The 3,418-nt window shown below is 65.7% G+C and carries 2 protein-coding genes and 1 pseudogene; 2 read left to right on the top strand and 1 reads right to left on the bottom strand.

The genetic code is table 11. From position 1 onward, the window contains the following. Both O7A61_RS31585 and O7A61_RS31580 read left to right on the top strand, forming a co-directional pair. Positions 1–383: pseudogene (locus O7A61_RS31585) on the top strand (hydantoinase/oxoprolinase family protein); the annotation flags it as partial. Positions 384–467: 84 nt separating this feature from the next. Then, complete coding sequence (locus O7A61_RS31580; protein ID WP_337133081.1) at positions 468–2,639, top strand: malate synthase G; 2,172 nt, start codon at positions 468–470, stop codon at positions 2,637–2,639. 199 nt (positions 2,640–2,838) lie between these two features. Here O7A61_RS31580 and O7A61_RS31575 read toward each other — a convergent pair. Continuing rightward, a partial coding sequence (locus O7A61_RS31575) for an ATP-binding protein (RefSeq protein ID WP_337133080.1) occupies positions 2,839–3,418 on the bottom strand: 580 nt, incomplete at its 5' end.

The following is a 3,418-nucleotide window of genomic DNA, read 5'->3' as shown; positions in this document are numbered from 1 at the left end:
CCCTGCATTACGCCGGCCTGGCGCCCTTGGTCGGCAACGAGTGCGTGGTGCCCCGGGATACCGATGTCGCCAACGCGCTCGGTGCCGTCGTCGGCCAGGTCAGGGTCTCGGCCGAGGCGCGCGTCAGCCAGCCCAAGGAGGGTTTGTTTCGCCTGGCCTCGGGTGAAACGGTGCGCGATTTCCTCGACGAGGCGGCAGCGATAGCAGCCGCCGAGGCCGACGTGCGCGCCATTGTCGCCCAGCGGGCCCTTGATGCCGGCACCGACAGCGCCGAGATCGACGTCGCGACCGAGTTCCGGGTCTCGACAGTGGAGGCCCAACGTATGTTCATCGAAGCGCATGTCGTGGCGGTGGCCTCGGGCAGGCCAAGGATCGCGGTTTGAGGGCGCATTCTTCCCTGAGCTGAATTGACCCCGCAACCCCAAACATGCCAAACGCCCCGCAAAGCTTTCATCTGGAGTAGCCTGATGACCGATCGCATCGAGATCGCCGGATTGCGTATTGCCCGCGAGCTGCATGACTTCGTCGTCGACGAAGCGCTACCCGGCACCGGCATCGAAGCGGCGCGCTTCTGGAACGGCTTCTCGGCCATCGTCCACGATCTCGCGCCCAGGAACCGGGCGCTGCTGGCAAAACGCGATGCCATGCAGGAAAAGCTCGACCGCTGGTACCGCGACAATGGCGCGCCAATCGACATGGACGCCTACAAGGCGTTCCTGAAGGAGATCGGCTATCTCGTTCCGGAAGGGGCAGCCTTCAGCGTCTCGACTGAAAATGTCGATCCGGAAATCGCCGTCGTCGCCGGACCGCAGCTCGTCGTGCCGGTGATGAACGCGCGCTATGCGCTCAACGCCGCCAATGCGCGCTGGGGCTCGCTCTATGACGCGCTCTATGGCACCGACGCCATCCCCGAAACGGACGGCGCTGAGAAGGGCAAGACCTTCAACCCGGCGCGCGGGGCCAAGGTCATCGCCTGGGCCAAGGATTTTCTCGACCAGTCGGTGCCGCTGACTACGGGCAAATGGGCAGGGGTGAACGGGCTGTCGGTGGCCAACGGCGCGCTGAAGGTCGGCGAAGGCGCCGGCTCGACGACGCTGGCCGATCCCAGGCAATTCGTCGGCTATCGCGGCGACGCCGCCAATCCACAAGCCGTGCTCCTGGTGAAAAACGGACTGCATGTCGAGATCCTGATCGACCGCGCCAACCAGATCGGCCGCACCGATCCGGCCGGCATCGCCGACGTCATCCTGGAATCGGCGCTGACCACCATCCAGGACTGCGAGGATTCGGTCGCGGCGGTGGATGCGCAGGACAAGGTCGCCGTCTACCGCAACTGGCTCGGCCTGATGAAGGGCGACCTGGCCGAAGAGATCAGCAAGGGCGGCAAGAGTTTTATCCGCAAGCTCAACCCCGACCGCGTCTACACCGCGCCCGCCGGCGGTACGCTGACCGTGCCTGGCCGCTCATTGATGCTGGTGCGCAATGTCGGCCACCTCATGACCAATCCGGCGATGCTGGACCGCGACGGCAGCGAGGTGCCGGAAGGCATCATGGACGCGGCGATGACGGCGCTGATCGCGCTGCACGACGTCGGACCGAAGGGGCGGCGGATGAACTCCCGCGCCGGCTCGATGTATGTGGTGAAGCCGAAGATGCACGGGCCGGAGGAAGTCGCCTTCGCCGTCGAAATCTTCGACCGTGTCGAAGCCCTGCTCGGCATGGCCCCAAACACCATCAAGATGGGCATCATGGACGAGGAGCGGCGCACCACGATCAACCTCAAGGAGGCGATCCGCGCCGCGAAGGAGCGCGTTGTCTTCATCAACACCGGCTTCCTCGACCGCACCGGCGACGAGATCCACACCTCGATGGAAGCCGGTCCGATGATCCGCAAGGGCGACATGAAGCAGGCCGCCTGGATTTCCGCCTACGAGGCCTGGAATGTCGACACCGGTCTCGAATGCGGGCTCGCCGGCCATGCCCAGATCGGCAAGGGCATGTGGGCGATGCCCGATTTGATGGCGGCCATGCTGGTCGAGAAGATCGCCCATCCCAAGGCCGGCGCCAACACCGCCTGGGTGCCGTCGCCGACGGCGGCGACGCTGCACGCCACGCACTATCACAAGGTCGATGTGCATGCCGTCCAGGCGGCTCTGAAGAGTCGTCCGAAGGCCAAGCTCGACGACATATTGTCGGTGCCGGTGGCCGTTCGGCCGAACTGGACGCCCGACGAGGTCCAGCGCGAGCTCGACAACAACGCGCAAGGCATTCTGGGCTATGTCGTGCGCTGGATCGACCAGGGCGTCGGCTGCTCCAAGGTTCCCGACATCAACGATGTCGGCCTGATGGAAGACCGTGCCACGCTGCGCATCTCCTCGCAGCACATCGCCAACTGGCTGCGCCACAAGGTCTGCTCGGAAATCCAGGTCAGGGATTCGCTGCAGCGCATGGCCGCCATCGTCGATCTGCAGAATGTCGGCGATCCGCTCTACCGGCCGATGGCGCCGGATTTCGACAATTCTATCGCCTTCCAGGCCGCCTGCGACCTAGTGTTCAAGGGAACGAGCCAGCCAAACGGTTACACCGAGCCGGTACTGCATAAGCGGCGGCTGGCGCTGAAGGCGCGGGAGAGCGCCTGAGCCTGCGGTGTCTCATCGAGCTGGTTTCAGCGAGGGCTGCGGCCATGACCTGAAGGGTCACTTTTGCCGCTTTGTCCTGAATTGGATCAATGAGCAGGCCGCCGGTCGCCGTCACTTCAAACTCCCGCTTGACCATCTCTCCGCCGGCGAGGTCGGCAGGTCCACGTGCCGAGGCCGGATGCCGGACTTCGGGCGAACTCTACGCCGCCTGCGCCACACGCTCCGCACTCATCCGGTAGGAAATCGCCTCGGCCAGGTGGATGCGGCCGACAGCCTCGCTGGCGTCTAGATCGGCGAGCGTGCGTGCCACTTTCAGCACGCGATGGTAGGCCCGTGCGGAAAAGGCGAGTTTTTCGCTGGCGTCCTTGAGCAGCGACAGGCCGGCGGCGTCCGGCATGGCGATCGCTTCGATGACTGCGGGAGAGCAATGCGCGTTGGTGGTGGCGCTGCTGACGCCGAGCCGTTCGAAGCGCTCGCGCTGGAGGGTGCGCGCGCGGCCGACGCGCAGCGCCACATCGGCGCTCTTTTCCGCCCGGTCGGGCCGGATCAGGTCGCTGGCCGAAACCGCCGGCACTTCAATGCGAAGATCGATGCGGTCGAGCAGCGGGCCTGAGATGCGCGCCTGGTAGTCGGTGCGGCAGCGCTCGCCGCGCAGGCAGCGATAGCCAGGTTCCCCGGCCATGCCGCAGCGGCACGGGTTCATCGCCGCCACCAGCTGGATGCGTGCCGGATAGGTGACACGGTGGTTGGCGCGCGCGATCATGCAGTCGCCGGTCTCA

Source organism: Mesorhizobium sp. Cs1321R2N1 (assembly GCF_037179725.1).
In the GTDB taxonomy this organism is placed as follows: Bacteria; Pseudomonadota; Alphaproteobacteria; order Rhizobiales; family Rhizobiaceae; genus Mesorhizobium; species Mesorhizobium salmacidum.
This window is presented reverse-complemented; position numbering and strand designations above follow the sequence as displayed.

Coding starts and splice junctions, on each gene's coding strand:
- O7A61_RS31580 (WP_337133081.1), top strand. CDS start 468: ATGACCGATCGCATCGAGATCGCCGGATTGCGTATTGCCCGCGAGCTG.